At 70.3% G+C, this 25,023-nt stretch carries 23 protein-coding genes; 15 read left to right on the plus strand and 8 right to left on the minus strand.

Annotated features, from left to right (window positions below; all coding sequences use genetic code 11):
• Positions 1–98 precede the first annotated feature (98 nt).
• Both ACZ3I3_RS02020 and ACZ3I3_RS02025 read left to right on the plus strand, forming a co-directional pair.
• Positions 99–674, plus strand: coding sequence for a SigE family RNA polymerase sigma factor (locus ACZ3I3_RS02020; RefSeq protein WP_306970667.1), 576 nt, complete (start codon positions 99–101; stop codon positions 672–674).
• A gap of 116 nt (positions 675–790) precedes the next feature.
• Entirely contained in the window at positions 791–1,825 is a 1,035-nt protein-coding gene (locus ACZ3I3_RS02025) for a hypothetical protein (protein ID WP_467361781.1), read from the plus strand.
• A gap of 122 nt (positions 1,826–1,947) precedes the next feature.
• Here the strand turns inward: ACZ3I3_RS02025 and ACZ3I3_RS02030 are convergent, their stop codons facing one another.
• The 3 genes from ACZ3I3_RS02030 to ACZ3I3_RS02040 form a co-directional block, all read right to left on the minus strand.
• On the minus strand, positions 1,948–2,742 hold the full coding sequence (locus tag ACZ3I3_RS02030) for an SURF1 family protein (RefSeq protein ID WP_467361782.1): 795 nt from the start codon (positions 2,740–2,742) through the stop codon (positions 1,948–1,950).
• Positions 2,743–2,795: 53 nt separating this feature from the next.
• The gene (locus ACZ3I3_RS02035; protein ID WP_467361783.1) at positions 2,796–3,170 is read right to left on the minus strand and encodes a nuclear transport factor 2 family protein; all 375 of its coding nucleotides are present in this window, start codon (positions 3,168–3,170) and stop codon (positions 2,796–2,798) included.
• A 73-nt stretch (positions 3,171–3,243) separates the two neighbouring features.
• Complete coding sequence (locus ACZ3I3_RS02040) at positions 3,244–4,068, minus strand: class I SAM-dependent methyltransferase (protein ID WP_467361784.1); 825 nt, start codon at positions 4,066–4,068, stop codon at positions 3,244–3,246.
• Positions 4,069–4,169: 101 nt separating this feature from the next.
• On the opposite strand from ACZ3I3_RS02040, the gene ACZ3I3_RS02045 reads away from it, so the two are divergent.
• Positions 4,170–6,038 (plus strand): S9 family peptidase, encoded by a 1,869-nt coding sequence (locus ACZ3I3_RS02045; protein ID WP_467361785.1) that lies wholly within the window; start codon positions 4,170–4,172, stop codon positions 6,036–6,038.
• Positions 6,039–6,333: 295 nt separating this feature from the next.
• Here the strand turns inward: ACZ3I3_RS02045 and ACZ3I3_RS02050 are convergent, their stop codons facing one another.
• Positions 6,334–6,513: a hypothetical protein gene (locus ACZ3I3_RS02050; protein WP_467361786.1), complete on the minus strand. Its 180-nt coding sequence runs from the start codon at positions 6,511–6,513 to the stop codon at positions 6,334–6,336.
• 143 nt (positions 6,514–6,656) lie between these two features.
• Here ACZ3I3_RS02050 and ACZ3I3_RS02055 point away from each other — a divergent pair, with 143 nt between their 5' ends.
• From ACZ3I3_RS02055 to ACZ3I3_RS02095, 9 genes are all read left to right on the plus strand, one after another.
• Complete coding sequence (locus ACZ3I3_RS02055) at positions 6,657–7,760, plus strand: permease (protein WP_467361788.1); 1,104 nt, start codon at positions 6,657–6,659, stop codon at positions 7,758–7,760.
• Entirely contained in the window at positions 7,757–8,467 is a 711-nt protein-coding gene (locus ACZ3I3_RS02060) for a TIGR03943 family putative permease subunit (RefSeq protein WP_467361789.1), read from the plus strand. The genes ACZ3I3_RS02055 and ACZ3I3_RS02060 overlap by 4 nt, the downstream gene beginning before the upstream one ends.
• Before the next feature lie 87 nt (positions 8,468–8,554).
• On the plus strand, positions 8,555–9,001 hold the full coding sequence (locus tag ACZ3I3_RS02065) for a Pycsar system effector family protein (protein WP_467361790.1): 447 nt from the start codon (positions 8,555–8,557) through the stop codon (positions 8,999–9,001).
• Between the two features lie 235 nt (positions 9,002–9,236).
• Positions 9,237–9,944, plus strand: a complete 708-nt coding sequence (locus ACZ3I3_RS02070; RefSeq protein ID WP_467361792.1) for a Crp/Fnr family transcriptional regulator — start codon at positions 9,237–9,239, stop codon at positions 9,942–9,944.
• Between the two features lie 93 nt (positions 9,945–10,037).
• Positions 10,038–10,838: a hypothetical protein gene (locus ACZ3I3_RS02075; RefSeq protein ID WP_467361794.1), complete on the plus strand. Its 801-nt coding sequence runs from the start codon at positions 10,038–10,040 to the stop codon at positions 10,836–10,838.
• The gene (locus ACZ3I3_RS02080; protein ID WP_467361795.1) at positions 10,831–13,098 is read left to right on the plus strand and encodes a hypothetical protein; all 2,268 of its coding nucleotides are present in this window, start codon (positions 10,831–10,833) and stop codon (positions 13,096–13,098) included. The genes ACZ3I3_RS02075 and ACZ3I3_RS02080 overlap by 8 nt, the downstream gene beginning before the upstream one ends.
• On the plus strand, positions 13,095–14,168 hold the full coding sequence (locus tag ACZ3I3_RS02085) for a hypothetical protein (protein ID WP_467361796.1): 1,074 nt from the start codon (positions 13,095–13,097) through the stop codon (positions 14,166–14,168). Before ACZ3I3_RS02080 ends, ACZ3I3_RS02085 begins: the two co-directional genes overlap by 4 nt.
• Entirely contained in the window at positions 14,161–15,489 is a 1,329-nt protein-coding gene (locus ACZ3I3_RS02090) for a DUF4407 domain-containing protein (protein WP_467361798.1), read from the plus strand. The genes ACZ3I3_RS02085 and ACZ3I3_RS02090 overlap by 8 nt, the downstream gene beginning before the upstream one ends.
• A gap of 89 nt (positions 15,490–15,578) precedes the next feature.
• The gene (locus tag ACZ3I3_RS02095; protein ID WP_467361800.1) at positions 15,579–16,142 is read left to right on the plus strand and encodes a Pycsar system effector family protein; all 564 of its coding nucleotides are present in this window, start codon (positions 15,579–15,581) and stop codon (positions 16,140–16,142) included.
• A 5-nt stretch (positions 16,143–16,147) separates the two neighbouring features.
• On the opposite strand, the gene ACZ3I3_RS02100 is transcribed toward ACZ3I3_RS02095, so the two are convergent.
• Positions 16,148–16,657, minus strand: a complete 510-nt coding sequence (locus tag ACZ3I3_RS02100) for a hypothetical protein (protein WP_467361802.1) — start codon at positions 16,655–16,657, stop codon at positions 16,148–16,150.
• Between the two features lie 23 nt (positions 16,658–16,680).
• Positions 16,681–17,751, minus strand: a complete 1,071-nt coding sequence (locus ACZ3I3_RS02105; protein ID WP_467361804.1) for a DNA polymerase III subunit beta family protein — start codon at positions 17,749–17,751, stop codon at positions 16,681–16,683.
• Positions 17,752–17,824: 73 nt separating this feature from the next.
• On the opposite strand from ACZ3I3_RS02105, the gene ACZ3I3_RS02110 reads away from it, so the two are divergent.
• A complete protein-coding gene (locus ACZ3I3_RS02110; RefSeq protein ID WP_467361806.1) occupies positions 17,825–18,979 on the plus strand; it encodes a hypothetical protein in 1,155 nt (384 codons plus the stop codon).
• A 319-nt stretch (positions 18,980–19,298) separates the two neighbouring features.
• Complete coding sequence (locus ACZ3I3_RS02115; RefSeq protein ID WP_467361977.1) at positions 19,299–19,919, plus strand: restriction endonuclease; 621 nt, start codon at positions 19,299–19,301, stop codon at positions 19,917–19,919.
• Between the two features lie 311 nt (positions 19,920–20,230).
• Here ACZ3I3_RS02115 and ACZ3I3_RS02120 read toward each other — a convergent pair whose 3' ends face one another.
• Positions 20,231–22,471, minus strand: a complete 2,241-nt coding sequence (locus ACZ3I3_RS02120; RefSeq protein ID WP_467361808.1) for an nSTAND3 domain-containing NTPase — start codon at positions 22,469–22,471, stop codon at positions 20,231–20,233.
• Positions 22,472–22,554: 83 nt separating this feature from the next.
• Positions 22,555–23,265 carry a hypothetical protein gene (locus ACZ3I3_RS02125; protein ID WP_467361810.1) on the minus strand — a complete coding sequence of 237 codons (711 nt, stop codon included), beginning with the start codon at positions 23,263–23,265 and terminating at the stop codon, positions 22,555–22,557.
• 226 nt (positions 23,266–23,491) lie between these two features.
• Here ACZ3I3_RS02125 and ACZ3I3_RS02130 point away from each other — a divergent pair, with 226 nt between their 5' ends.
• Positions 23,492–24,967 carry an ATP-binding protein gene (locus ACZ3I3_RS02130; protein ID WP_397856963.1) on the plus strand — a complete coding sequence of 492 codons (1,476 nt, stop codon included), beginning with the start codon at positions 23,492–23,494 and terminating at the stop codon, positions 24,965–24,967.
• The last annotated feature ends 56 nt before the right edge of the window (positions 24,968–25,023 follow it).

A 25,023-nucleotide genomic window follows, 5' to 3' on the forward strand; every position in this document is an offset into this window, starting at 1 on the left:
TGGCAGAGGTACTCGACTTCAGCGCGGCACGCGGCGCGGTCATCAGACCGCCCCGTCCGGCGGCTCTACGACCCCGCATGCCCGGTACTGCCGGTGGCATGCCGGTGATCGCGCCCGTGCCCGCAGCGCGGCCGGCCCGCATCCCGAACCAGCGTGACGGCGCCGAGGACGGTGTCGCGGCCGGGACCACCGTCGACCACCTCACCGAGACCTACCGGGCGCACTACCGCTCGCTGCTCGGTCTCGCCGCCCTCCTCCTCGACGACACGGCCTCCTGTGAGGACGTCGTCCAGGAGGCCTTCATCCGTGTCCACTCGGCCCGCAAGCGCGTCCGCGACCCCGAGAAGACCCTGGCGTACCTGCGTCAGACGGTCGTCAACCTGTCGCGCTCGGCGCTGCGCCGCCGCATCCTCGGCCTCAAGCTGCTGTCGAAGCCCATGCCCGACATGGCGAGCGCCGAGGAAGGCGCCTACGACCAGCTGGAGCGCGACTCCCTCATCAAGGCGATGAAGGGCCTCCAGCGCCGCCAGCGCGAGGTGCTGGTGCTGCGCTACTTCGCGGACATGACCGAGGCCCAGGTCGCCGAGACCCTCGGCATATCCCTGGGCTCGGTCAAGGCCTACGGTTCGCGCGGCATCGCGGCGCTCCGGGTGGCCATGGAGGCGCCGGCATGAGCGGCGGCAACGGCGCGCCCCGCGACGGGCGCGACCGGCACGAACCTTTCGAGTGGCACGAGCCGACAAGGCTGCACGGGCAAGATCCGAAGCAATCGCACGCTGGGAACGGAACTGTGAACCACGGCCTGGACGAACAGAGCCCCGAGGGGTTCGACTCGGACGAGCTGGATCTGCGCACGATGCTGCACCAAGTGGTGCAGGAGGTGGAGCCGCGCGACGGCACCCTGGACTATCTGCGCAAGGCGGTGCCCCAGCGCCGGGCCCGCAAGCGGCAGGCCGTCGTCGGCATGGCCGCCGCCGCGCTGTTCATCGGCACGGCCGTGCCCGCCCTGGTGCACGTCTCCAACTCCACCGGCTCCGAGGCCAACCCGTCGGTCGCCGGCCACGCCTCCGAGACCCAGGGCGGCGTAGGCCAGGGCAAGGACCCGGACGGCGGCGAGAGCACCGCGGGCAGGTCCCCCGGCAAGACCGAGGGCAAGGGCAAGGGCGACAAGAAGGAGAAGGAGAAGGAGGGCAAGGCCACCGGCGGCGCCTCGACCGGCGCGTCCCAGGGTGCCGGCCCGTCCGCCACCACCGCCGCCGGCATCCCGGCGTGCACGGCCGCCCAGCTCGGCCCCGCTTCCGGCAGCAGCCTCGCCCCCGACTCCACCGGCGCGGTCTACGGATCCTTCCGCGTCACCAACGTCTCGGCGGCGAGCTGTACGGTCACCGGCCCCGGCGGCGTGAGCGCGCTGGCGCAGGGTTCGGCCGACTCCACCAAGATCGGTGCGGCCCGGCACACGGCCGGGGACGCGGCGGCCGGGCTGCCCGACCCGTCCCTGGAGGCCGCCCAGCTGGAGCTCGCGCCGGGCGCCGCCTACGACGTGAAGTTCGCGTGGGTCCCCACGGAGACCTGCCCCACCCCCGGCGGCGACCCGGACCCCGACCCCACTCCCGACCCCACGCCGACGCCGGACAGCGGCACCACGGGCGGCACCTCCACCGGCGACACGGGCACGGCCCCGCAGCTGGCCACGGAGGACGGCACGCCCGACGGCAGCGTGGCGGTGACGTACACCCCGGCAACCGGCTCGGGCGGGACCTCGGTGACGGTGACCAACGCGTGCGCGGGCACGGTGTACTGGACGGGCGTACTGGCGGCGTCGTAGCCGCATAGCTGCTCTGGCTGCCTTAGCTGCGGGCATCGTGCCGCTAAGGGCGGCACGGGTGGGCGCAGCGGCACCCCGCACCGCCGGGCTGCGGACCCACCGCCCTCAGCAGCGACGCCGCCTCACTTGGCACCGGCGTCAGCAGCGACAGGCTCCGCTTCCGCCACCAACCCCAGCTCCGCATCCCGCGCGAACTCGATCTCCCGCCGCAGCAACCGGAACCACATGAAGATCACAAACCCCACGAAGGCGAACCACTCGGCGGTGTAACCGAGGTTCTGGAACGCCTTCAGATCCAGCCCCGTGTCCGGCGGCGCACTCGCCGGCACCGCCTTCATCCCCGAGTCACCCTTCGCCAGCGTGACCCACGCGTCGTACACGTCGTACGGCACCAGGTTCACCAGAGACGCCGCACTGATCGCCCCGGTCTGCCCGGACGGCAGACCGCCCTGCGCGCTGACGCCGTTGTCACCCGGCGTCTCGGACGCCTGAAGCGCCCCGGTGACCGTGACCTCACCGGCGGGCGCGGCGGGCGCCTTCCCCGCGTCGGCGGTCCCGGGCAGCCAGCCCCGCACCACCGGCAGCGCCTCACCCGAGTCGGTCCGCAGCAGCGTCAGGACGTAGAAGCCCTGCTTGCCGTCGAGCTCCCGGCCGGGCACCAGCAGCTGCTTGCCGTAGCGGCCGGTCGCGGTGACCAGCTTGCCGGACGTCGCCTTGGTCACCGGCAGCATCTCGCCGAGCGGCCGGGGCGCCTCGTGCCGCGCCTCGGAGACCTGCTCGGTCGCCGTGCGGTGGTCCTGCACCCGGTCCTCGAACCGGCCCAGCTGCCAGGACCCCATGAAGATGCAGAAGGGGATGGACAACAGCACGAAGACGTTGATCCCCCACCATCGGGGCGTCAGCAGAAACCGGTACACACCCTTACGGTACGGGGCACCCGTGCGGGTCCGGCCTGCGGGGTCGGTACGGCTCAATACCGCTCCACCAGGTGCTCCCGGCCCGCGGGGGGCTCGTACGGCTCGGTCCAGAAGTCGATGACGGTGGATATCCGGCCCTCCCCGTCCCCGGTGAAGAAGGAGATGCCGTACATCTCCTCCAGCCCCACCGTGAAGTGGATCCAGGTGGCGACCTGGCCCGGCTCGGCGACGACGCGCTCGACACGCAGATGCCAGTCGCCCGGATACTCGCGGTTGAACCGGACGTACCGCTCCCGCCCGCTGACGCGCTCGCGGGTTTGCGGCAACGTGTAGACGACGTCCTCGGCCAGGGTGCCGGCGAACGCGGCCCAGTCCCGCGCCTCGGCCGCGGCCCAGAACTTCTCGACGGTTTCGCGCAGATCGGTCATGTCGAAAAGTGTGCACACCACCACTGACAATCGGCTCTGACCTGCGCGAACGCCGCTCCCGGCCGTCGTCCGGTCAGTCCTTGCGGGCCCGGACGGAGTACATCAGCGGGATCCGCGGCCGGTCCGCCGGATAGCGGAAGTAGCCGTCCCGCCGCTCGAAGCACCCGAACCGCCGGAACAGCGACACGTCGTGCTCGTGCAGGAACTCGATGCGCAGCCCGGCCGCCGCCAGCGCCGAGAGGACCTCGCCGACCGGATGCTGCCACTCCACGCGCCGGTTGTGGACGAACTCGGCGCCCTCGGCCGCGTAGGAACCCGGACTCTCCTCGATCCAGGCGTCACGGGCGAAGTAGTCGTACGTGATCCGCGAGCCGGTCTCGTCGTCGAGGACGTCGGTGAGCGGGTGGAACTCGGACAGGTACAGGAACCCGCCGGGCGCCACCAGCGAGGCCACCGTCTCGGCCCAGCGCTCGATGTCGGGCAGCCAGCACAGCGCGCCGACGCCGGTGTAGACGATGTCGTACGAGGTGTCCGGGACCGCCGTGGCCGCGTCGTACACGTCCGCCGCGACGAACGCGGCCCGGTCCTGGCCGAGACCGAGATCGCGCGCGAGGCCGCGGGCCAGGTCGACAGCGGGAGCGGAGAAGTCGAGGCCGACGACGCGGTCGGCGCCGTGCCGAGCCCAGGACAGGGTGTCGAGGCCGATATGGCACTGCAGGTGCAGCAGCGAGCGGCCGGAGACGTCGCCGACCTCGGCGAGCTCGAAGTCCCGCAAGGGGTCCTGCCCGGCGCGGAAGGCGTCGAGGTCGTAGAAATCGCCCGAGGCGTGCAGCGGGACGCGTTCGTCCCAGTGGGCGCGGTTGGCCTCGTGCCAGTCGGCCGGGGTGGGGGAGTACATGAGGTGACTCCTGACCTGCTCGGAAGGGGGACCGGTGGAGGTTATCCACAGGCTGAGGACCTCGCCAGCGAATTGTCGGTGAGGGCGGGCAGTATGGGGCCATGACTGAGAGCAACGGATCCGACGCGCGGGATCAGCGGGACCAGCAGGAGCAAGAGGTACAGGCGGCACGGCAGGAGCGGATGCCGGACTGGGAGAAGCGCTTCCGGGCGCCCCGGGTGTCCCTGCCCGACTGGGCGGAGGACGCGCCGGACCGCTCCCTGTTCGTGTCGAACGCGACGGGGACGTACGAGCTGTACGCGTGGGACCGGAAGACGGGCGAGCAGCGTCAGGTGACGGACCGGCCGAACGGCACGACGGACGGCGTGCTGTCCCCGGACGGCGCCTGGATCTGGTGGTTCGACGACAAGGACGGTGACGAGTTCGGCGTGTGGCGCCGCCAGCCCTTCGCGGGCGGCGCGGACGAACTCGCCGCCGAGGGCCTGGACCCCTCCTACCCGGCTGGCCTCGCCCTCGGCCGTGACGGGCGCACGGCGGTCATCGGCCGCTCCACCGACGAGGACGGCACGACGATCCACCTCGTCCGCACCGGCGAGGACCCGGTGGAGATCTACCGCCACCGCGAGTCGGCCGGCGTCGGCGACCTCTCCCACGACGGCTCGCTCATCGCCATCGAGCACACCGAGCACGGCGACGCCATGCACTCCGCCCTGCGCGTCCTGCGCACCGACGGCACCCCGGTCGCCGACCTCGACGACACCGAGGGCGGCACGCGCGAGCTCGGCCTGGAGGTCCTCGGCTTCGCCCCCGTCGACGGCGACACCCGCCTCCTCATCGGCCACCAGCGCCGGGGCCGCTGGGAGCCCCTGGTGTGGGACGTCGCCTCCGGCGAGGAGACGGACCTGGCGCTGGAGCTGCCGGGCGACGTCAGCGCCGAGTGGTACCCGGACGGCACCGGCCTGCTCATCGCGCACAGCTTCGAGGCCCGCAGCGAGCTGTTCCGCTACGACCTGGCGAGCCGCGCCCTGACCGAGATCCCGACCCCGCCCGGCACGGTGTCCGGCGCCACGGCCCGGCCCGACGGCAGCGTGGAGTACCTGTGGTCCTCGGCCGCCGAACCGTCGGCGGTCCGCTCCACCTCCGGCGGTGTCGTGCTCGACCCGCCCGGCATGAAGTCGCCCGGCTCGGTGCCGGTGGAGGACGTGTGGGTGGAGGGGCCGGGCGGCCGCATCCACGCACTCGTCCAGAAGCCCGCGGGCAGCACCGGCCCGCTCCCCACGGTCTTCGACATCCACGGCGGCCCGACCTGGCACGACAGCGACTCCTTCGCGGCGGGCCCGGCGGCCTGGGTCGACCACGGCTACGCGGTGATCCGTGTCAACTACCGCGGCTCCACGGGCTACGGCCGTGCCTGGACGGACGCCCTGAAGCACCGCGTGGGCCTCATCGAACTGGAGGACATCGCCGCCGTCCGCGAATGGGCCGTCACCTCCGGCCTCGCGGACCCCGACCGCCTCGTCCTGACCGGCGGTTCCTGGGGCGGCTACCTCACCCTCCTCGGCCTCGGCGTCCAGCCCGACGCGTGGGCTCTGGGCATCGCGGCGGTCCCCGTCGCCGACTACGTCACGGCGTACCACGACGAGATGGAAGCGCTGAAGGCGATGGACCGCACGCTCCTCGGCGGCACCCCCGAGGAGGTCCCCGACCGCTTCGAGGCCTCCTCCCCCCTCACCTACGTCGACCGGGTCAAGGCCCCGGTCTACATCTCGGCCGGCGTCAACGACCCCCGCTGCCCGATCCGCCAGATCGAGAACTACGTCAAGCGCCTGGAGTCGAGGGGCGCGGTCCACGAGGTGTACCGCTACGACGCGGGACACGGCTCACTGGTGGTGGACGAACGGATCAAGCAGGTACGGCTGGAGCTGGAGTTCGCGGAGAGGTACCTCAAGGGGCAGCCGAACGCCCAATAGCTCGGGATGGCCTGTGGTGTGGCGGCTGCGGGCGCATCGTGGCCGATCGCGCAGTTCCCCGCGCCCCCAGGGGCGCGGGCAGTCGCCCAGCCCGCGGGCAGTCGCCCAACCCGCGGGCAGTCGTGCCGCTAAGGGCGGCACGGGTGGGCGCGGGCGGCACCCCGCTGCGCCGGGTTGCGCACGCCCCGGCCTCAGCCTCAACGCCGAGCACCTCGCAACGCCGGGCTGCCCAACCCCGCGCCTCGATCCCCGAGTACCTCGTGATCGCCGGGCAGTGAAGCCCACCGCCCGGCGATCACGCCCCCGCCCGCTCCCGCCGCCTCCGCCCCAGCAGCTCCGCCAACCCCCGCCGCGTAGCCGCCAGCACCACCCGATCACCCGAGGGCGGCACCACGAGCGTGACCTGCTCGCCGTACACACCGCGCAGTTCGGCGGCCAGCCGGTGTGCGAGCCCGTCGTCCCCGCACACGATCATGTGCGTGGCCGGATCACCTGGCAGACCTTGGTTCGGAACGCTCCCCACAAGGGAGAAGACTGCCTCACCGGGACGGCCGGTTCCAGAAGGGAACAGCGGTGGCTGAACGCCCGGTGCGGCCCGGCCGTACAGAAGGGGAGGCAATGCCCTTGCGCACGACCGGAGGTACCGGGCCCGTGGCCACCACGAAACCCGCCCCGCAGGAGACCGACGAGACGGTCGGGAACGAGACCACCGAACCGGTCACCGACAAGGGCCCGGGCCCGGACGACACCCGCCACCCGAGCCCCGACGAGGCCCGCCACCTCAACTCCCCCCTCCTGCTCACCCTCTTCCTGCTCACGGCGGTGATGCTCCAGGGCCCGATCCGCGGGGCCCTGTCCGCACCGGTGATGCAGAGCTGGATGACGGTGTTCGTCGCGGTCATGGTCCAGGCGCTGCCGTTCCTGGTGCTCGGCGTGCTGCTGTCGGCGGCGATCGCCGTGTTCGTGCCGCCGTCCTTCTTCGCCCGGGCCCTGCCGAAGCGCCCGGCCCTTGCGGTCCCGGTCGCGGGCGTGGCGGGCGCGGTGCTGCCGGGCTGCGAGTGCGCGTCGGTGCCGGTGGCCGGGGCGCTGGTCCGCCGCGGGGTCACACCGGCGGCGGCGCTGGCGTTCCTCCTCTCGGCGCCCGCCATCAACCCCATCGTGCTGACGGCGACGGCGGTGGCCTTCCCCGGCAACCCGGAGATGGTCCTGGCCCGTTTCGTCGCGAGCCTGCTGGTGGCGTGCGCGATGGGCTGGCTCTGGCACCGCGTCGGCCGCACGGACTGGCTGCGCCCGCCGGACCGGCCGTCGTACGAGGGACAGGGCAAGGGCGCGGCCTTCTGGGGCTCGGTGCGCCACGACGTGATGCACGCGGGCGGTTTCCTGGTGATCGGTGCGATGGCCGCGGCGACGCTGAAGGCGGTCGTGCCGGAGGAGTGGCTGCGCGCGGCGGCCGGGAATCCCGTGGTCTCGGTGCTGGCCCTGGCGGTGCTCGCCGTCCTGCTGTCCATCTGCTCGGAGGCGGACGCGTTCGTGGCGGCGTCCCTGACCCAGTTCTCGCTGACGGCCCGTCTGACGTTCCTGGTCGTGGGGCCGATGATCGACCTGAAGCTCTTCGCGATGCAGACGGGCACCTTCGGCCGGGCCTTCGCCCTGCGCTTCGCCCCCGCGACGTTCGCCCTGGCCGTCGTCGTGTCGGCCCTGATCGGAACAGTCCTGCTGTGAACCGCCTGGCCCAGACGGCCCTCCTCTTCCTGCTCGGCGCGACCCTCCTGCACGCCGGCCTGACCGACCTGTATCTGCGCTACGTCAAGGCGGGCCTGCGTCCGCTGGTGCTGCTGGCGGGCGTAGTGCTGATCGTGACGGCGGCGGCGACGCTCTGGTACGAACGCCGCCGCACACGTGAACAGCAGCAACACCACCATCACGAGCCCCGTATCTCCTGGCTGCTCACCCTCCCCGTCCTCGCCCTGATCCTGGTCTCCCCGCCGGCCCTGGGTTCCTACAGCGCGGCCCACACGGGCACGGCCCTGACGAAGCCCTTCGGCTTCCCGGACCTCCCCGCCGGCGAACCCCTCCGCCTCGGCGTGGCCGACTACGCGGGCCGAGCGGTGTACGACGACGGCCGCTCCCTCCGCGGCCGCCAGCTGAAGATCACCGGCTTCGTCACGCTGGACCGGGCGGGCACGCCCTACCTGGTCCGCATGGGCCTCAACTGCTGTGCGGCGGACGCCCAGCCGGTCAAGATCGCCCTGACCGGCAGCATCCCCCCGGTCCTGAGTCCGGACACCTGGCTGGAGATCACCGGCCGGTACACACCCCGCCGGACCAAGGACCCGGTCAACGACGGCCCGATCCCGTACCTCGAGGTCACCAGGGCCAGACCGGTACCGGCGCCGGCCGACCCGTACGACGAGACGTGGAACACCTGACACCCGCGTACGAGCCGTCATCACACCGCGTACTAGAAGCACCACTTCCGGGTACCCGGGTATCTCGCTGATCAGCGAGGGGGAGGCATGACCACATCGACTCGCGAGACCGGAACCGGGACGCGGCCCGGCCGCGCGGCGGAACCCGACCCGGACCTGTTGACCGAGGCCCGTGAGCAACTCGCGAAGGCCGACAGCAAGGCCGGACTGACCCTGGCGACCCTGGGCGCGGCCCTGACGGCCCTGCTCGGCGCGATCACCGGCGGCCTCATCGTGCCGGGCCAGTACGCCGTGATCCCACAGCTCCTGGTCTGGTCCGGCTGCGCCGCCTGCGCCCCGTCCCTCGTCCTCCTGGGCCTGGCCGTATCCCCCCGACGCACGGCCCAGGCCTCCTCTGCCCCGGACGAGAGGCAGTGGGAGATGCTGTCCCGCACCGCCCGGCTCAAGTACCGCTGCATACGCCGGGCGATGGTCTGGGGCGCGGCCTTCCTCATCCTCACCCTGGCGGGAACGCTGGCCGGGGCGCTGTCCTGACAGCCCACTCGGATCGCTTCGCGGCCGCCGATGATTTCACGCTCCGATTTACTCGCCAGTAATAATTCTGGGCCGTCTTCTCGCAAGGAACGCCCGTTCGGTCAATTCCGGCTGTAAGGCAGGAAGAACAGGCCACATCCCGTCCTGTCTGTTTGCCGGAGCACGGCTCGGCGGCAGCATGGTCAGACGCTTGAACGGCGCGTTGTGCCGCGGAGTGAGATCGTCGGGGGTGCTGGTGAATCACGTGTGGCCGCCGTCCACTTTTCTTGGCCGGCTGCGGAACACGACACGCGAAGAACTCCTGCGGCAGGGCACCCCCATCGCCTATCCGACGCATCGCGCGCTGCTGCAGCAGGGCGACGACAGCCGGCACGTGCTGTTGGTCACCAGTGGTGTCGTGAAGGTCGTCGCCAGCGCGGAGAGCGGCTACGACATGCTGCTCGCCGTCCGGATAGCGGGCGACCTGGTGGGCGAGATGGCGGCCTTCGAGGAGCGGCCCAGGTCCGGCACGGTGGTCGCATGCAGTGACGTGACCGCGCGGATCATCCAGGTGCAGGCGCTGGAGACCTTCCTCACCCGGTACCCGGACGCCATGCGGGCCATCCTCCAGATGCTCTGCGCCCGGCTGCGCTGGGCCAACCGGCGCCGGGTCGACTTCCAGGCCTACGACTCCCTGACCCGCCTGGCCCGGGTTCTGGCCGAGTTGTGCCAGGCCTACGCCCAGCCCGCGCGGGACGGTGACGGCAGACGGTGCGCCCTCGGCGTGACGCTCACCCAGAAGGAACTCGCGTCGCTGGCAGGCCTGAAGCTCAACACGGCCGAAAAGAGCCTGGCCGCGCTGACAGCCCAGGGACTGGTGGAACGCAGTTACCGAAACATAACCATCTGTGACGTTCCGAAGCTGATGGAATTCGCCAAAGTCGTTGCCGACAACCCGTACTGATACGGAATCACTTCACGCACTCTCTCCTAACCTCTCGGGCAGCACATTCGTGGGCAGTGTCTGCCCATCGCCTGCCCAGAGAGGAATGATCGGGTGGCTGCGTGGCCTGACTTCTATCCCTGCACCTGCATAGCCGTGGACGCACAGTCCTACGGAAGCAAGAACGACCGTAGGCAGTCCGAAATCCAGCACGATCTGCCGAGGCTCCTCGACCGTGCCGCCAGAGGCGCCGGACTGGACCGCGCGCAGTGGCACATCCAGCACAAGGGCGACGAGCAACTGGCGGTCCGGCCCGTCGACGGCAAGGAACCGCGCCTGGTCGACGACTACGTCCGCCATCTCGTCGCCGAGTTGCGCGAGTACAACGCCCAGCGAGTTCCCGAGGCCCGGATGCGGCTGCGGGCCGTCGTCCACCAGGGACTGGTGGAGCTGGCCGACAACGGCTTCGCCGGCACGGCCGTGGTGGCCACGGCCCGCCTGCTGAACGCGCCCGCTCTCTACGACGCCCTGGCCGCGCACCCGGAGGCCGACCTGGCGCTGCTGCTGTCCGACGACGTCTTCCGGTCCACGGTGGCGGGCGGTCACACGACCCTGGCCACGGAGGACTTCACCCGCGTCACCGTCCATGTGAAGGAGTACGAGGCCACGGCCTGGCTGTGGGTGCCCGCGTCCGGCGCACCGGCCGGGGCCTCGCATGAGCCCGGGGCCGCGCAGTGGGGGAAGCACGCGGCCCCGGTGCCGGGGGAGCCCGCGGCGGACCGGCCCGAGCCGGCCGCCGCGGGCGGGACGGGAATCAGCAACGCCTACAGAGGCGACAACATCAACGTCACCAACATCGCCGGCCCGGTGGACGCCCGGGGTGCCGTCTTCGGCTTCGGGAGCACCGGTGGCTGACGACACGGACCCGGACGGCGGGCCGGACACAGCGCCACCCGCCCCCGCACCCGACCAGGACGCCGAGCCGCCCGAGCCGGAGGACGACGGCAGCGCGCCGCAGGCCCGGGACGAGGACCCGGGCCCGGACAAGGCCCCCGAGCAGCGCGCGGAGCCGGACGAACGGGAGGAGGACGACCGCGGCTACGACGACCTCCGCCGCGTCCACCAGCTCGTCAACAACAACTTCTACGGCGTCGTCGACGCGGCCGGGGCGGCGTTCGGCTTCGGCCCCGCCTCCTCCCCGGGTCTCGCCCCCGGCACCATCGAGCCCGAGGAGGCGGACCGGGCACTGCGGTACTACCTGCCCCCGCAGCCCTGCTTCGACGAGGCACTGGGCAGGCTGCGCGCGGACGGCCTCGTGGTCCTGACCGGTCAGGACGGCTGCGGCCGCGGCGCGGCATCCCTCGCCCTGCTCAGGGACGTCCTGGGCGAGCAGGCCACACTGCGCAGCCTGTCGCCCGCCAACGCCCTCGCCGAGCTGGCGGCATCACGGGACCTCAAGCCGGGTCGGGGCTACGTCATCCGCGACTACGTAGGCGAGCTGCCCGACCAGGCCGTGCAGGCGTACGAGGTCGGGCGGCTGAGCGAGGAACTGCACCGCAAGGGGTCGTACCTGGTGATCACGGCGGGCGACACGACCCGCCGCCGGCTGGCGCTGCGGGACCGCTGTGTGCCCTGGCAGTCCCCGGACCCCGTGGAGCTGTTCGCACACTGCCGTGAGCAGCTGCCGCACGCCGGCCTCACGCCGGACACGGAGCAGGAGCTGCTGGAGCGGGTCGGCGAGCAGCGGCGGCCCGCCGACGTCGTCGCGGCGGCCGTGGCCCTGGCCCAGGAAGGCGCGGAGAAGGCGCTGGACACCCTGCGGGACCGGTACCGGGAGCGCGTCCAGGAGTGGTTCCGCCGGCAACCGCCCGCGGACGACCTGCTCCCGCTCGCGGCGCTGGCGTTCCTGGAGGGCGTCCCGGAGCGGACGTTCGAGCAGGAGTGCGCCGCGCTCACCGCCCACGTGCGCAACTGGGAGCAGAGCGGCGAGACACCGGTCGCCGAGCCGGACGACGAGACGAGGACACCGCCGGGCGGCGCGGTGGCCCAGCAGTCCAGAGCCCGGTGGAGGGAGCGGGCGGTGGGACTCGTGGCCACCGAGCACCGCCCGGGCCCGGGCCGGGACGCCGGGCGCAGCGAACGGCGCCTGGTCTTCACCTCGCCGCGCGTCCGCGAGCTCGTCATCGCGGAGCTGCACGACCTGTACGGCTACGAGCTCTGGTACCCGCTGCGCCAGTGGCTGAACGAGCTGGCCCTGCGGGGCGACCTCGACACCCGGACGGAAGTGGCCCGGGGCGTCGCGCTGCTGGCACGGTACGCACTGGTCGAGGTCGACGAGAATCTGCTGAAGGTGTGGTCCGAGGGCATCACCAGCCAGCGGGTGACCGCCGCGCTGACGCTGCAGTTCATGTGCGATGCGGAGCATCTCGCCCCGCAGGCCCTGAACATCGTCCTGAGCTGGACGGACAACAGCGGCCAGGGCCGTGCCGTGACGGCGGCCATGGCCCTGACGGGCCGCCTGGGCTCCCTCTACCGCTTTCAGGCGCTCAACCTGCTGTGGATCCTGATGCAGCGCGGCGAGCGGATCGCGTTCTCGGCCCGGCGTTCCCTGGTCCTCCTGCTGCAGACCGCCGAACAGGACCCCGAGCGCGTCCTGTTCACCCTCCGGTACGTGCGGACGGTGATCACCAGGACGGCGCCCCGCTCCCGGGAGCGGTCGATCGCCCTGCGCACCGCCCTGCAGCTGCTGGAGGCCACCCGGCTGGAGGCCTCCGAGCCCGTCACCGCGGCCCTCCTGCGCGGCGTACCGGACAGTGCCCGCCAGCTCGGGGCGCTGTGGGCGGACGTCCTGCACAGCAGCAACCGGAGCCGGGCGGTCACCGCGCTGTGCCGCACGCTGGTGCAGTTGCGGGACGACCCCTCCGTCACCGGCGCCGTACGCGAACTCGGCGAGGCCATGCGCAACGCCATGAGCGGGCGCCAGTGGGCCGCCCTGTGCCACCACCTGTCCATCGCCCTGAGGCACCCCGACTACGCGATCCCCGGCGCCCGCCAACTGGCGCGGATTCTCCTCGGATCGCTGCGCGGCCGGCCACCGGCCGAGTCCCGGCGCTCCGCCGCGCCCCTGCTGTCCACCGCTCCCGTCCCTTCCTCTCCAGGAGGTCGAAGCAAGTGAACTACCCGGTCATCGCCGAGCACATACTGGCCACGGTCCAGGGCACCTGGTGGTCTCGGCGTCGTCGCCGCGAGGACGTACCGCCGCTGCCGCCCGGCGCGGCCTACGTCTTCAGGGTCGGCGGGAACTACCGCATGTTCCCCGAGGGCATGGTGTTCGACCCGTCCCACCCCGATGTGCTCGACGCCTCCTCGGTCAGCCTGGTCGACACCCGGGCGCGCCTGGTCGACGTGGAGCGTCCCCTGCCGTCGATGAGCGAGGCGGACAACTTCACGATGCGGGCGTCCTTCACCTGCCAGGTGACCGACCCGATCGTCGTCGCCCGGCAGGGCATTCTCGACGTCACCGTCCCCCTGCGCGCCTACCTGATGGGCGACAGCGACCTGCCGAGGGTGAGCGCCGGGCACCGCGTGGAGGAGGTCAACGCGGTGCGCACCGAGGCGAGTCATCGTATGACCGCCTACAGCGCGATCGTGCCGCCGCGTGTCGCGGGCATGAGCGTCGAGTTCGTCAGCGCCGAGGTGCACGCCTCGGACGACCTGCGCGACTGGGAGCAGAAGCTGCGCGACGAGCGGCGCTCCTGGGAACTGCAGCGCGGCCAGCGCGACTTCGAGACCGAGGACGCCCGGCGGATCGCGGAACTGCTCTCCCAGGGATCCGACCACGTGGACGCCTTCGGCATCGCCCGGAAGGAGATGGACGTCACCGAGGTGGCGGCCCGCATCCACCGGATCACCGACGAGGAGTCGGCCCGCCGCCACACGGCGGAGACGACGGAGCGGTCCCACACGCACGCGCGTGAGACGGCGGAGGCGCAGCTGCGCCGCGACATGCTGCTGACGCTGCTGCGGCAGATGGGCGGCAGCGAGTACGTCGACTACCACCAGGTCCTGGAACAGGTCCTGCGCGAGACGGGCGGCCAGGTCGCGCCAGGCCTCTCGGCCGCCGCCGACAGCGCCCGCATGGTCGAGTCGGGACAGGGACGCCCCGGGGGCACGGCAGCGGGCCGGGAGGGGGCGCGCGACGCGCAGGGCGGCTTCATCAGGGACGAGGACGATCTCGTTGACTGACGTCCCGACGAACCGTGTGACGGCCACCGGCACGCCGGACGGCCACAGAACCGGCGACAAGGCCGCACGACGGTTGCGCGCCCTCACCGGTGTCGACGAGGAACTGCTGGCCAGGGTCCGATACGAGCGAAGCAAGTACACGGCCCTCGGCGGGGTGGTGCTCGGCACGTCCGTGATAGCGGCGTTCTCCATGTGGAACTTCGCGACCGAGGCGCTCGGCAGGGTCTCCTTCCTGGCCTTGGTCCCGACGGTCATCTGGATGCTGTTCGTCCTCAACCTCGACCGCTGGCTGGTCACGCCTCAGCCCAACGCCCGGCGCCGGGCCGGCCCTCTCGTCACCCGCCTGCTGATCGCCCTGCTGCTCGGTGTGGTGATCGCCGAGCCGCTGGTGCTGCGCATCTTCCAGACGGCCATCGAGGAACGCGTCGCCGACGAACGCACGGACGCCATCGACCGGTTGCGCACGAACCTCGTCCGCTGCAACCCCGTCCCGTCCACCACGCAGGCCGTCACGCCGAAGGGCTGCGGCAGAACGTACGTCCTCTCCTTCGGCGCGACGCCCGGCGAACGGGGCGAGGAACTGGACGCCTTGCGCTCGGACGCCGCCGCCCTGCAGAAGCGGGTGGACCGGGACACCACCAGGCTGGAGTCGATCGACTCCGAGGTACGGGACGAGTGCCGCCGGCTGATCCGCATCGCCGCCACCGGCCTCTATCAGCGGACGTCCGAGTGCCTGCGCCTGCGCGACAAGGCACAGGACTACCGGACCACCCACCGCACGAGTGAGAACGAGAAGCGGCTCGCCGGCATGCACAACCGCATCTCGAAGATCGAGGCCCAACTGACCTCGTCACGCGGCGCGTTCCTCAAGGACCGGGCCGACGGCATCGAGCGACGGCTGGACGAGGAACGGGCCAAGCAGAAGGAGATCGGGGTCCTGGAACGGATCCGGGCGCTCGATGAACTCGCGAGCGGCAACGCGGTGCTGTTCGTGGGCGTCTGGCTGATCCGCCTGCTGTTCGTCTTCCTCGACATGCTCCCCGTACTGGTGAAGTACCTGAGCGGCGACACCGCGTACGACCGGATGCTCACCAGCGAGAGCAACAGCGCGGTCAAGATCCACGGCGAGGAGGTCCGCGTCGCCGAGCGCCGGGCCGTGGCGAACCTCGAGATCGCCCAGGACGCCATCGAACAGGAGGTCCGGCGTCACCGCGCCGAGTCGGAGGCGGCGGCCCGGGAACACACGGCGGCGATGAACATCCGGGTCCGGCAGGCGGTGAACGCGCTGGAGGACGAGATCCGCCGCTCGTCCACGGTCTGACACACCCGCCCGCAGCACGGACACAGCTTCACGGCCGCCCCGCACGCCGGGGCGGCCGCCCCGGCCACCGACGGAAAGGAGGGGCAGGCATGACCACACCCACAGGCGCCCCCGGCACAGGTCCGGACACCGACACCGACACCGACACCGGTACGAGCACCGCGACCGACGGCGCCGCGGAACTCGCCAGGGTGCTGCTGTCCGAGGTCCGTGAGGAGCTCGTGAAGGCCGACAACAAGGCCGGTCTCATGCTGGCGTCCCTGGGCGCGGTCCTGACCGCCCTGCTCGGCGCGATCGGCAGCGGCGTCATCACCCCGGGCCAGTACCCGGTCGTCCCGCAGCTGCTCCTCTGGGTGGGCTGCGCGGCCTGCGCGCCGGCACTCGTCCTGCTCGGTCTGGCAGTGACCCCACGGCTGGGAAACCCCCACCGCTCCCACACCCACTACTTCGGCGACGCGAGGCTGGCGACGTCGGCCGCACACCTGGAGCGGACGATCCGCCGCACCGACCCCATGACCCGGGACCTGTGCCAACTGGCGGCCCTGTCCCGCACCGCCTGGACCAAATACCGTTGCATACGCCACGCACTGGCCTGGAGCGCGGTCTTCTTCGTGCTCACCCTGTTGGGCATAGTGACGGGAGCGTCGGCTTGACGGCGCTAGGCAGACACTGTTGGTGCGGAGGCTCGCTGCGCGGTCTCCCGCTCGGCGATGGCCACGGCGACCTCTTTGACAGCGAGGCGAAGAAGGTCACCGTAAGGGTTCTGGGGCAGGTCGGGGACGTGCTCTTCGGCCGCGTCGATGTGCTCGGCGGCGGCCTCGAAGGACCCGAGCCGACGGTAGTTGTCGGCAAGGTTGAGGTGGAGGGACGGGTAGAAGCCGGCGAGGCGAAGGCCGGTGTGGTGCTCCTGCACACGCTGCTCGGTCAGGGCGTCGGCAGCGTCCAGGGCCCGGACGTCCCAGGCCAGTGCCTGGGCGGGGTCCTCGTGGAGATCTGCCAGGTGGTGGGCGAGGGTGCAGCGGTGCAGCGCGTCACCGGTGACACCGATCGCGGACCAGAGGGCCAGGAGTTTCCGGCGGGCGGATGTGACGTCACCGGCTTGGCCCTCTGCGACGGCCTGGCCGATGGCTTCCATGGTCAGGTCCGGGCTGGTGGGTGTGGCGGTCATGGCGGTGATCCTTGTCGTAGCGGTCATGAGGAGTGGTCGGGCTTGACGGGCATGGCCAAGGTGGTGAGGTCGCCCCGGTCGGCGGAGCGGATCGTGACGGGGCGGTCGGGCCCCCTCAGGTCGAGCATCACGTCGGGGCCGATGGCGGTGCTGACGGCTGGATAGAGCGTGATCAGCTCGAACCAGACCCGGATGTCCTGCCCGGTCGTGGTGGCTGGAAGCCGGATCCCGGGAAGCTCTTCGCCTGCCGACAGGGCGTGCACGGCGCGGTCGGTGACATGCAGGGCGATCCGCTCGCCGGGGTGGTCCTCCAGGGCTCGCAGGAGCTGATCCTTCGAGACCGTGACGCGGGTGGTGACTTCGTCCAGTGTCGCGAGCATCAGCCGGTAGTCGGGGAACTCCTCGTACAGCAACCGGCAGTACCGGTCTTCTCGGTCCGCCACGCGCAGCCAGATTCCGTGCGGCGTCGCTTCGACGCGCACCAGCGCGCTCCGGCGGATCTCGGCGACCGCGGCCCGCAGCTCATCGCCGTTGACCGTGGCGGCCCACGTCATCGTCGGCGGCTCAGCAGGCACCAGGGTGCGGGTGGAGAGCCGGTATCGGTCCGTTGCGGTCAGTGTGATCGCTTCCTGGGCGGCCTCCATGCGCAAACCACTGAGCACCGGCACCTGCGGCTCGCGTGCGGTCGCGGTGAGAACCTGCTCGACCGCGTCAGCCAGCACGGGCCCCCTCAGTGCGGCGATGTGCAGACTTGGCACGTCGGCGAGCAAAGACCTGACCACAACAGCCTTCCGTTGCACCGCTGCCGCATCCCCGACCACCTGCGCAACGTGCTCATCGATCAGCCGGGACGCCTCGTCCGGCGCGGCGGCGAGGACCGCGTCGACAACGGTGAGGGGCATGCCGATCTCACGGAGCTGACGCAGCGCGGTCGCCCGCGCCACTTGGTCAGCGCTGTAATAGCGGTACCCCGAAACCGGGTCGACCTCGGCGGGATGCAACAGCCCGGAGTCGGCGTAGAACCGCAACGCGCTCGAGGTCAGACCACTGCGTCGGGCGAAGACGCCGATGGGCATCAGTTCAGAACGTGGCACTCGGCCATCATTGAGCTTCAACCAACTCGAAGGTCAACGCCGACGGGCGGCCAACGGCGGGATGGGGTAACAGGTGACTGATCAGTCGGTATTCGTCCTGGGGAGCGCTCTGCAGGCCCTGGAACCGGCCGCGTTCGAGACGGAGGCGGAGTTCCAGGAGCTTCTCGCGCGCCATCCGCGGGTACTGGACTTCGGCTCGCTCGCCGACGGTCAGCCGTTGCGTCTGGTGCTGGTGGCACGGGAGATGGGCGTGTCGACGAGCGCGGAGGGCGGTCCCGCGTACTGGCTGGACCACCTCTTCGTCGACGCCGACGGCGTGCCGACGCTGGTGGAGGTCAAGCGGGCGAGCGATACGCGCATCCGGCGCGAGGTGGTGGGCCAGATGCTGGACTACGCGGCGAACGGAGCACGTTACTGGCCCGGAGCACTCCTCCAGCGCTCCTTCGAGGAGACCTGTGCCGCGGACGGCCGGCCGCTGGAAGAGGCGTACGGAGAACTTCTCGGCGACCGCTCCCCGGAGGAGTTCTGGTCGACGGTCGAGGAGCGGCTGACCGCCGGGCAGATGCGGCTGCTGTTCGTGGCCGACCGGATCCCGCTGGAGCTGAGGGCGATCGTCGAGTTCTTGAACCGCCAGATGCGGCAGACCGACGTGTACGCGGTCGAGCTGACCCAGTACCGGGGCGACGGTGACCTCCGCGTCCTCGTCCCACGCATCCACGGGGAGGTAGCCACGGCGGCGAAGTCCCCGTCCGGACGCCGCACCACCCATCGGACCACGCGTGCCGACATGGACGCGGTGATCCGCTCCCGGCTCGCCCCCGAGCCGAGTCGCACGGCAACCGCACTGCTCGACCACGCGACGGCACGGGGACGGCTGGAAGGCGGAGCGGCCAGGTACCCGAGCATGTCCGTCTACTACCCCGTCGCCGGCCGGCAGGTGCCGATCTGGACCCTGTCCCTGTACGACACCCCCGCAAAGGAGGAACTCGCCTTCAGCTTCGGCTCCATCACCCACCACCTCGGCCTCGACCGCGCGACGGCCTTCGCGCAGTCCCTGCCGTCCGTTCCCGAGCTGGAGAGAAAACTGGAGATGCAACGGGAGAAGGGCTACAGAGGCTGGCCGTCGATCTCACTCTCCGCCCTGGCGGCGGAACCCGGCGCGCTGGAGGGCATCCTGGCCGCAATCGAAGACCTCATGGACGGTGCCGCGAATCCACTGCCTGAGTGACTCGGCGACAGGGGGTGAGCAAGGAGCCGGGGATAGCGAGCCCGGGACGTACTCCACGCATGACTTCGCTCGGGCCGGTGCGTGGCTCAGCCTGGAAGATGACCTCTGTGTCTCGTCGCCGGCCCGCGCCTGCCTGCGATGCCGAGTCGGCACGACATGGCCAACTCGCGCCTTTCGCACGCTGCTTCGACCTGCGCAGACTGCCGTACACGAACCTGTGGGGGGAGGGCTTCGATAGGTGGCTGGGCGTAGACGGGGTGCCGCTGCTCGTAGGCGGCGGGCGGCGCGGCTGAAAGCGGTGGCGGCCGGCGGTTGCCTGATGCTGGCCCTGCTGGCGGTGTTCTGGTCGAGCGTGTGGCCGTACCTCACCGGCGCACTGGCCCTCGGCGGCGTCGGCGCGGTGGGCTGGTGGTTGTGGCGTACGGACCGGATCGAGCGGGGCCGGGACCGTCTGTGGCGGCAGGAAGAGAAGGTGAAGGCCGGCCACCGGACGCTCGCCGAGGTGGACGCGATGACCGGTACCGAGTTCGAGGACCTGGTCGCGGGCCTGTGCAGGAGGGACGGGTGCACGCAGGTGCGTCGGGTGGGTGGCGCCAACGACAATGGTGCCGATGTCGTCGGACGCCTCCCCGACGGGCGGACCATGGTGATCCAGTGCAAGCGCTACGCGCCGAGGAGCACGATCGCCAGTCGCGAGTTGAGGGATCTGCTGGGTGCCAAGGTGCACTTCGGGGCCGACCTGGCGGTGTTCGTGACGACCACGCGCTTCAGCCGGCCCTCCGAGAAGTTCGCTGTACAACACGGCATCCTTGCCTTGCACCGCGATCATCTGGGTCTGTGGAACAGCGGAGCGTCGTTGCTGTCCCTGGGTGAGGTGAATGGCAAGGGACAGGGTGACTTGCGGCACCGGGGGCGCTGGAAGCGGACGTACGAGAGATGACCGCCTCGCGGGCGCGCGAGCGGCTCGCAGCGCGCGAAGGGGAACGCCCCTCGCTGGCTCCCAAAACGGGACCCCACAGCAGGTCAGGCCCGGTGCTGATCTCTCAGCACCGGGCCTGACCTGGTGTTTCAACTGTCGGGGTGGCGGGATTTGAACCCACGACCTCTTCGTCCCGAATGAGGTTCGGCAAGATCGACACCGGGGGGGTTGGCGTTTTGCCTGGTCAGAGCGTTGGCGTGCGGTGGTGTCGGGTGGTCTGGAAGGGGCTTGGGGAGCGGGTTGGCTCCCAGATGGCTCCCAGCGGGAAGCGGTCAGCGTGTGTCGTCGAGCTTGCGCATCAGGTCGGTGACCAGCGTGTGATCGCGAGCGACGTCGGAACGCTCGGACGGATCCCGTTGGACTAGGTGCTTCTGGAGCCACTCGTTCCGCTCTGCTTCCCGGAGCGCGAACACGCGCTCGGCTCTGCCGTACACGACGGCGAACTCCTCGGGCAGCTCGTCCTCGGCCCCCTGCTCCAGGAGGAAGTCCACCAGTTCCTCCAACAGTTCCAGGTAGGCAATACGTGGTTCGCGCTCGGGCTGCGCGGCGAGCCGGCGCAGCTCTTCCAGGCCGTTCTGGACCAGACCCTCGGTCGCCTGTTCGCGGGAGGCTCTGGACGGTGTCCGGCGCAGCTGGTGGTACAGCGCGATGGACCAGTACCAGTCGCCGGCCTCGACGTACTCCAGCATTTCGGCGTGGATGGCGGAAGTCACCTTTTCCCGGAACCGCTGGGCGTGCTCCCGCGGCACTAACGGGCTGGCATCGAGAGAGTTGATCAGGCCCTCCAGGTGGGAGAAGGGTCCATAGGGGGTGAACGGGGAGACCGTCTCCTGCATCACGTACGCGGCCAGCGTGGCAGAGTCCAGCAACTCGGCCGTCTCCAGTACCCACTCCAGATGCGTCGACCGGCTTTCGTCCTCGTGCCACAACCTGGTCTCCATGTCACCGTCCATCGCTTGGACGATGGTGCTCACGGTCGACTCGTGCTCCCGCAGTCGGGTCAGAATGCCCGCCCCGTCAGCCGTACGAGCTGCAGCGACGAGTCGTTGCACCTGTTCCTCGTGGACGAGTGCCTTGAGGAGTTCCGAGAAGTGGGCCCGGCCGGCGTCGAGGTGGAAGCGGACATAGTCCTCGATCGATGGGTTGTGGAATGCCACCCGCCCCTGTTCGACCGAGATCATCGTGCCGTCCAGCAGCTGCAGTGCCCTGCGGAACGTTCTGCCGTCCGCCGCCCGCTCCATCTTCTTGCGGTACGAGCGCCAGGACTCCTCCAGGTCGTCCAGACCGGCGGATTTGAAGGTGAACAGCACCTCCAGCATGTGGACGGCCTCGTCCGTCAGCTCGTTCTCAACGATGCGTTCCCATACGCGGCGGGGGTCGTCCAGGTTCTTCCGCATCGCCGCGGCGACGTCCTGGCCCCGGCGCGCGGACAGCCTGAGGGTCTCCTGGACCAGACGCGGATTGAAGTGCTTGTGCCGAACCACCGGACGCCACACCTTCGGATCGGCGAACCGGCGCTTGACGTCCGGTGGCAGGGAGGAGTGGTGGACGTGGTTGTAGAGGATCTGGCCCCGCACCCGCCGATGCAGGTCGGTCAGCCGGATCACGCTGACCGCGTCCGACACGTCCGGCGCCATCAGCCGGTCGTACCGGAGACGGGCGTGCTCCAGCAGGTAGTCGCGGGTCGTCATCACCAGTGCCTTGCCAGGTGTCTCCTGGATCTCCCGGATCACCGACAGCAGGCGGTTGTCCTCGTTCTTGTTCAACGACGTGTCCAGGGTCGTACGCCCAAGGAAGTCGTCGTAGAGGAACACCTGCCGAGTGCCCTCGCGCCACAGGGTGCCGATCTCGTCGACGTCTTGAGTGATCTCGTGGACCTCGTAGCCATTGCCAATCAGCCAGGCCGTGAGCATCAGCGCCACCGTCGTCTTGCCCACCCCGGGGATGCCAGCGATGACACAGACCTGCTGGGTGTCCAAAAGCTGCTGGGCTCGTTCGAAGCCCTCGTGCGGGACGAAGGTGTCGGCGACGCCCGGTAGCCGTTTCCGAAGCCACGACGAGCGCAGGTACTGGTCCTGGTTCAGCACGGTCTGAAGGACGGCGGTACTGCTCAGCCAGAGCCGGAAGTGTCGTCGGACCAGGTCCGGGCGGCGCAGCAGCTCGGCGACGATCTCGTCCACGCCGTACAGGTCGCCGGTGCCGCGAACGTACGGGGAGAAGGCGCTGCGGAGCTCTTCCTTGCCGTCGACGGTCAGACCGACCGTCGTGGCGACGATGTAACGGTCGGGTGCCAGCGCGCGGACCTTGGGTAGTTCATCCTTGACCAGGCGTCTGATCAGAGTCTTCTGGGTCGCGCTCGGCCAGTGCTTGCACTGCACGACGGTCGTCCCGGCGGGGCCGGTGTGCCGCAGGTCGACGCCACGGTCCCGGCCGCGCGGGAAGATCTCCAGCGGGATGCCAAGGACATCACTGAACAGATCACGGCAGACCACCTCGAAGTCATGGTCTGTCAACCGCCCCAACTCGAAAGAGTCCATGCTGTGTTCGCCCCGTGAATGCTGCCGCTGGCCTTGATTCTCCTGGTCCCCGGCAAGCTCTACTCCAGCACGGAGAGGAGTCCGCCCCACTTGCCCATATCTGGGGCGGGGAGCCCCCAGTCACGGTACGGGCACCCGTCGCCGTCGCACGTGCCCCCGAGGAGCGGTTGGACGCCAGCGGCAAGGAGATCGGCCGCCAAGCCCTGGGGCGGGAGCAGGGCCATCGGGGGTCCGGCGAGCTCCGCACGTTCCAAGACGAGCCGGTCACGGGTGAGGAAAACGTGAGCGCCAACGGCCTGAGCCTCAAGTACCAAGTCGCGGTCGGCGCCATCAGAAAGGCCGGTCACCTCACCGACGGGAGTGGGCCACGGTCCGTGCGACGGCGCAGGCAGGGACCAGTTTCCTACCTGGAATGCCAAGCTCTCCGCTACCGCGTTGATCGACGGGAGCCTGCGTTCCAGGAAGCGCTCGGTGACCTTCTTGGCGTCGGTCTTCGAGCGGGGGGTCACCACGAATCGAATGTCGGGCAACAGCCACAGGTTGAGAAGGTCCGCGAGGCCGGACAGCTCGTCGGCGTAGGCGACGTCCGCCGCAACGCGATCGGGCAGCGGCTCATCGTTCATGAGCGCAGCCCCATGCTGCTGGAGGTCGATCAGGACGTTCGAGTCGAGGGCGACGACCAACGGACCGTGGTAGCCGGGCGGCAGCAGACCCGGAAGGACGTGATGGCAGAAGCCCAACCCGCCATCCTCGGTGACTTCGTGGAGCACCCCCGCAGACTACGCCGGTGCGGGAAGCGATGTAGACCAGCCGACGCACCGACCTTGCTGGCCAGGCTCAACTACCATCTTGCGTAGGTGGGGAGTTGGCCCGGGGGATGAGAGCAGAGCTACTTACGAGACTTCCAGAAGAACGTCTCAGTTCTCAGCTCCATGGATCGCTCAGACACCACGCGTCGGCAAGGGGTTGCAACGGGGAGCAGGACTGGAACTGGGCATGAAATACGACATCGCAGCCCCTGAACCTGCAGGCATGGTCGCCTCGCTCAGCTCTCTCGGCTATTCACTGCCCGCCGCCATCGCGGATCTCGTGGACAACAGCATCTCCGCGAAGGCAGCCAACATCGACATCGAGTTCACATGGGCTGGACAGGACTCGTGGATCGCTGTTGTCGACAACGGCGAAGGGATGAGCGCGGACGAGCTCGTGACCGCCATGACCGTGGCTGCGCGCGGTCCCGCCACACCGCGTACCGCCACGGACCTGGGGCGCTTCGGCGTCGGACTCAAGTCCGCGTCGTTCTCCCAGGCCCGTCAGCTCACCGTCGCGACCGCTGTCTCCGGAGAGTGGCACGTACGTACGTGGGATCTCGACGTCGTTGAGAAGTTCGGTGAGTGGAGGCTGTTGCACGGCGCGGACGAGGCGACGGCGGACCTGCTCGACAGGATCCGCGGTAGCGCTGACCACGGCACGGTCGTTTTGTGGCGGCGGCTAAACGGATACCACGTCGACGGCGTGACCGAGGACGACGAGCGGACCCAGAAGCAGTTCTACGCAGAGGCCGCCCGCGCGGAGTCGCACTTGGGCATGGTCTTCGCCCGGTTCCTGACGGGCAGTCGACGCCGCACCATGCGTGTCTCCGGTAGCCCGGTCGAGCCCTGGGACCCCTTCCTCTCCGGTCACCCTTCCGTTCAGCCCCTCCCTGTGGAGCAACTTCCGCTCGGCACCGGCTCCGTACGAGTGGAGGCGTTCGTCCTCCCCAGCGCGCAGCGGCTCACGCCTACCGAGTACGAGAAGGCCGGCGGCCCACGCGGTTGGCTCGATCAGCAGGGGTTCTACGTGTACCGGCGGGACCGTCTGATCCTGGCCGGCGACTGGCTTGGCCAGCGCGGTGTACGTCGCGAGGAGAAGTACAACCTGGCACGGATCGCCGTGGACATCCCCGCTGAGACGGACGTCGAGTGGGGCGTCGACGTCCGTAAGTCCAGTGTTGTGCCACCCGTCGGCCTGCGTCCTCACCTTCGCCGCATCGCCCTGCAGGCTCGGAGGAGAGCCTCCGACGTGCTGCGCTACCGCGGGCAGATCGCGGCGCGAACGCATGGGGACCCGCTCCTGTACGCGTGGAACGTCCGCCGTGCGAATGACCAGGTCATCTGCAGGATCAACCGTGGCCACCCTTTGGTGAGGGCGGCGCTACGCCCCGGAGGCGCCAGCGCAGACGACGTGCGAGCCCTGATCCGCCTGTTGGAGGAGACCGTGCCGGTTACGGCCCTCCGCGTGATGCATGAGACGGACACCAGTGACGACCCCGAGCCCTTCGGCGGTCCGGGACCCGCCGACGCCGGAGCGACCGAGGTTGCACAACGGATCTACGAGGCGATGGTCTCCGACGGTCGTTCGCCCGCTGCTGCCAGGGAGCGACTCCGGACCATGCCCCCCTTCGACCAGATGCAGGGCTTCTGGAGCGGGTGAGCCCGTTGTCAGTGGTCGCCCCTACCCTGCCCGAGACCGTCCCCGTTCAGCTGGAG

The sequence above is a fragment of the Streptomyces sp. NPDC016851 genome (assembly GCF_055562795.1).

What these genes read in the sequence shown, in the direction of transcription:
- ACZ3I3_RS02020 (WP_306970667.1), top strand. Translation starts at nt 99, where the DNA reads ATGCCGGTGATCGCGCCCGTGCCCGCAGCGCGGCCGGCCCGCATCCCG.
- ACZ3I3_RS02035 (WP_467361783.1), bottom strand. Translation starts at nt 3,170, where the DNA reads ATGACCGATCTGCGCGAAACCGTCGAGAAGTTCTGGGCCGCGGCCGAG.
- ACZ3I3_RS02040 (WP_467361784.1), bottom strand. Translation starts at nt 4,068, where the DNA reads ATGTACTCCCCCACCCCGGCCGACTGGCACGAGGCCAACCGCGCCCAC.
- ACZ3I3_RS02045 (WP_467361785.1), top strand. Translation starts at nt 4,170, where the DNA reads ATGACTGAGAGCAACGGATCCGACGCGCGGGATCAGCGGGACCAGCAG.
- ACZ3I3_RS02050 (WP_467361786.1), bottom strand. Translation starts at nt 6,513, where the DNA reads ATGATCGTGTGCGGGGACGACGGGCTCGCACACCGGCTGGCCGCCGAA.
- ACZ3I3_RS02055 (WP_467361788.1), top strand. Translation starts at nt 6,657, where the DNA reads ATGCCCTTGCGCACGACCGGAGGTACCGGGCCCGTGGCCACCACGAAA.
- ACZ3I3_RS02065 (WP_467361790.1), top strand. Translation starts at nt 8,555, where the DNA reads ATGACCACATCGACTCGCGAGACCGGAACCGGGACGCGGCCCGGCCGC.
- ACZ3I3_RS02095 (WP_467361800.1), top strand. Translation starts at nt 15,579, where the DNA reads ATGACCACACCCACAGGCGCCCCCGGCACAGGTCCGGACACCGACACC.
- ACZ3I3_RS02100 (WP_467361802.1), bottom strand. Translation starts at nt 16,657, where the DNA reads ATGACCGCCACACCCACCAGCCCGGACCTGACCATGGAAGCCATCGGC.
- ACZ3I3_RS02115 (WP_467361977.1), top strand. Translation starts at nt 19,299, where the DNA reads ATGCTGGCCCTGCTGGCGGTGTTCTGGTCGAGCGTGTGGCCGTACCTC.
- ACZ3I3_RS02130 (WP_397856963.1), top strand. Translation starts at nt 23,492, where the DNA reads ATGAAATACGACATCGCAGCCCCTGAACCTGCAGGCATGGTCGCCTCG.